This window comes from Candidatus Angelobacter sp., assembly GCA_035607015.1.
Taxonomy (GTDB): Bacteria; Verrucomicrobiota; Verrucomicrobiia; order Limisphaerales; family AV2; genus AV2.
In genome coordinates, this window is the sequence record DATNDF010000056.1 from 1 (window position 1) to 4,023 (window position 4,023).

The 4,023-nt window shown below is 58.9% G+C and carries 3 protein-coding genes; all 3 read right to left on the reverse strand.

The window, feature by feature from the left end:
- Positions 1–1,809, reverse strand: a 1,809-nt coding sequence (locus VN887_02275; GenBank protein HXT38828.1) for an ATP-dependent Clp protease ATP-binding subunit, incomplete at its 3' end; no start/stop codon positions are given.
- A 532-nt stretch (positions 1,810–2,341) separates the two neighbouring features.
- Positions 2,342–3,460 (reverse strand): protein arginine kinase, encoded by a 1,119-nt coding sequence (locus VN887_02280; protein HXT38829.1) that lies wholly within the window; start codon positions 3,458–3,460, stop codon positions 2,342–2,344.
- A 3-nt stretch (positions 3,461–3,463) separates the two neighbouring features.
- Positions 3,464–3,970 carry a UvrB/UvrC motif-containing protein gene (locus tag VN887_02285; GenBank protein HXT38830.1) on the reverse strand — a complete coding sequence of 169 codons (507 nt, stop codon included), beginning with the start codon at positions 3,968–3,970 and terminating at the stop codon, positions 3,464–3,466.
- Positions 3,971–4,023 lie beyond the last annotated feature (53 nt).

The window sequence follows — 4,023 nt, forward strand, 5'->3', positions numbered from 1 at the left end:
GACCAGACGCGACACGGTGAACTTCTCCATGTATTCGCTCATGTCGAGTTGAATCAGCGATTTCGCATCGCCGAACATATTCTCGGCGAGCGATTTTGCCAGCAGCGTCTTGCCCACGCCCGTCGGGCCGAGCAGCGCGAACGTTCCGATGGGCCGCTTGGGGTCCTTCAAGTCCGCGCGCGAACGCCGCAGAGCCTTGCATAGCGCGGTCACGGCTTCATGCTGGCCGACGACCACTCGGGAAAGTTCCTCTTCCATGGCCAGAAGTTTCTGCGCTTCCCCCTGCTCCATGCGCTTCAGAGGGATGCCCGTCCACTTCGCGACCACGTGCAGAATGTCGTCTTCGTCCACCGTCACGCGCTTCTCTTCACGCGTCGTCTTCCAGGCGCTTAAAACCGATTCCAGCTTCTCCTTGGCCTGTTTTTCCTTGTCGCGCATTGCAGCGGCACCCTCGAAATCCTGCTCCTTGATCGCCCGTTCCTTGCGCGCCTTTATGTCTTCGATTTCCACTTCAAGCTGCTTCACGTCAGGTGGTCGGGTCATCGCCCCAATGCGGGCGCGCGAACCGGCCTCGTCCATGACGTCGATGGCCTTGTCGGGCAGGAAGCGGCCGGTGATGTAACGGTCCGACAACCGGACCGCCGCATCAAGAGCCCTGTCCGTAAGATCAATTTTGTGGTGCTCCTCATATTTCGGCCGGAGCCCCTTCAGGATCAGAACGGCCTCATCGATCGAGGGCGCCTCGACCTTGACCGCCTGAAAACGGCGTTCGAGCGCCGCGTCCTTCTCGATATACTTGCGGTACTCGTTCAGCGTCGTCGCGCCGATGCACTGCATTTCGCCGCGGCTCAGCGCGGGCTTGATGATGTTCGACGCGTCCATTGTGCCCTCGGCGCTTCCCGCGCCAACGATGGTGTGCAATTCGTCGATGAATAAAATGATGTTTTTGGCGCGGCGGATTTCGTCCATCACCGCCTTGATGCGCTCCTCGAACTGGCCCCGGTACTTGGTGCCGGCCACCATCAATGCCAGGTCCAGGGTGATGACGCGCCTGTCACGCAACAGCTCCGGCACGTTGCCTCTGGCTATCTCCTGAGCCAGACCCTCAACGATGGCCGTCTTGCCGACGCCCGCTTCCCCGAGCAGCACCGGGTTGTTTTTGGTGCGGCGGCAGAGGATCTGGATGACTCGTTCGATCTCGTTTTTCCGTCCGATCACCGGGTCCATCTCACCCTTGCGCGCAATGTCCGTCAGATCGCGGCCAAACGCCTTGAGGGCCGGCGTCTTCACTTCGCCCTTCTTTTCCGATGGGGCTTTCTCGGCGCCTTCGCTTTGTGCGCCTTCCTCGGACGCCTGAAAATTCGGGTCAAGTTCCTTCAAAATTTCCTGCCTCGTCTGTTCGATGTCCACGTCCAGGTTCTTCAACACGCGCGCCGCCACGCCATCGCCTTCCCTCAGCAACCCCAGCAAGATGTGCTCGGTGCCGACGTAGGTGTGATTGAGCGCCTTGGCCTCCTTCTGCGCCAGCGCCAGCACCTTCTTCACCCGGGGCGTGTAAGGGATGTTGCCGATCATCTTCTGGTCCGGACCCGTACCCACCTGCTTCTCGACTTCCATGCGTACGGTTTCGAGATCAAGACCCATTTTCTGGAGCACGTTGACAGCGACGCCCTGGCCCAGTTTGATAAGACCCAGCAGGAGGTGTTCAGTGCCGACAAAATTGTGATTGAATCGATCGGCTTCCTTGCGCGCCAGCGCCAGCACCTGCTGCGCCCGCGGCGTGAAATTATTCATTGCTTCGTCACTCATAGTCTTCGCGGCCCAACATGCTTTGGTTGATCAGCTTTGTCCAGTTTGCCCCGATTACCCGGTTGGATGCGGTATTCCGCGTTCCATACAAGACGCGCATCCCGCGCATGGATACGACGAATACCGTGCCACCAACAACACACGATTATCAGAATCGTGCACGAATGCACAGTAAAAATGCAGCACGCGGCTTGCCGATAATCTGGCTTAGCTACGCTACACATCCGTTGCAGGCAGACCGGCACTCGGCGCGTTTCGTTACCCACGTCTGCGAAAAGTCCTTACCCGGGTAGCAGACGACCGGCGTACATGAGCCGCGAACGGTGCAGACGACAAACGCCAGCAGGGCTAGACCAAAACCCTGATCGCCTCCCGCGCTTCCCGCGGTCTTACGGCCATGGACCATCCACCAGAAGCGTGACCAAAAAACACAGCCAGGAAGGCTGTTTTTGGCGCGAGATGAACGGCGGAACGGTCCCGCGACAGGTTTGAAGAGAGACTATGCCGCTCGAATGGAGCGCCGGCAGGCATTTCAGGCCTGAACCGCACCCCTGTCCGTTTTGCCACCTTCGGTCTTTGGTGGCGTGATCGGCCGGCTCACGTTACGCAGACGCTCGCGCAGCATGTCCGAGCGCAACAAATCGCGCTCCTCGGCAGAAAGTTTTTCCGTGAACTGCTTTTGCAAATGCGCGGGTTGGGTGAGAATGAAGAGTTCATCCACCAGCGCACGCTCGGCGCCGGGAAACATCGCGAGGTCTATTCCCAGCCGCAGCATGGAGAGCAGATTCATCGTTTCCTTCGATGAAATGCTGTGCGCGTTGGCGAGCGTGCCGTAGGCGCGGCCGATCTGGTTGAAGACCATCTTCGGCTTTTTTTCGAGCAACGACCCTCGCGCATTTTCCTCATGCTCGATGAGTTGTGTGAGCACCTTGTTCAGCCGCTCCACGATATCTGTCTCGGCCTCGCCGAGCGTCATCTGGTTGGAGACCTGGAACACATTGCCGAGCGCTTCGGTGCCCTCGCCGTAAAGCCCGCGCACGGCGAGGCCAAGTTTGTTGACCGCTTGAATGATCTGGTTGATCTGCTCGGACAGCACGAGAGCCGGCAGGTGCAACATGGCGCTCACACGGATGCCGGTCCCGATGTTCGTCGGGCAGGCGGTCAGATAGCCGAGGTCGCTCGAGAACGCGTAATCGAGCCGCTTCTCCAGCGCGCTGTCCACCTGGTCCAGAGCCAGCCACGCAGAACGAAGTTGCAATCCGGGCCGCAGCGCCTGCATCCGCAAATGGTCCTCCTCATTGATCATCACACAAAGCGTTTCGTCCTGCGTCAACACCAGCCCGCTGCCGGCACTCTTGGCGGCGTGTTCGCGGCTGATGAGGTGGCGCTCTACGAGGATCTGTTTGTCGAGGGGGTTGAGGTTGTCCATTGATTCGGAGAACGCGTTCGCCATCTGCGGCAGGCTTTCGACAGCCGGACGTACAACTTCAAGCGCCTTGACACGATCGGGCTTCTTCGCCCAGCCCGGGAACGAGAATCCTTTCAGATTGCGCGCCAGCCGCACGCGGCTCGACATCACGATGCGGTCGTCCGGGCCTTTTCGTTTGCAGGATTCGGACGGCGAGACCAGGAATTCGTGAATGGTCTTCATGATTCAGGCCGTCAGGTTGTCAAACTTCTCGCGGGTGTGTTTGATTTCGTCGCGCAATACCGCCGCCTGCTCGAAATCTTCGTCCGCCACCGCTTTCTCCAGTTTTTTCTGCAAGTGATTCAGTTTTTCGACACAGTCCTTGTGTTGTTGTAACTGCTGCGGAACTTTGCCCACGTGCTTGGTCCCCTTGTGCATGGACTTGAGCAACCCTTCCAGCCCTTCTGCGAACGTTGTGTAACAGTCCGCGCACCCGAGCCGTCCGGTTTTTTTGAAATCGGCCTGGGTAAAGCCGCAGGCGGGACATTTGAGTTCAGAACCGGCCGTCGCCTGAGCCATCTCCTGCGCCGCGCCCAACCCGAGCAGCAGGTCGGCCAGTGAAAAACCGGTCGGGTCGTCCACGCCCTTTTCCTTCGAGCACGCCTCGCACAAATCCACCTTCTTGGTTTTACCCTCGACCATCTGGGTGAGATGAACCGTGGCCACGTTTTGTTTACAAATGTCGCAAAGCATATTTCCGGCGCGCCTAATCGTATATCGACTCACCGGAAACTTTCGTCAAGGCG

Coding starts and splice junctions, on each gene's coding strand:
- VN887_02280 (HXT38829.1), bottom strand. CDS start 3,460: ATGAAGACCATTCACGAATTCCTGGTCTCGCCGTCCGAATCCTGCAAA.
- VN887_02285 (HXT38830.1), bottom strand. CDS start 3,970: ATGCTTTGCGACATTTGTAAACAAAACGTGGCCACGGTTCATCTCACC.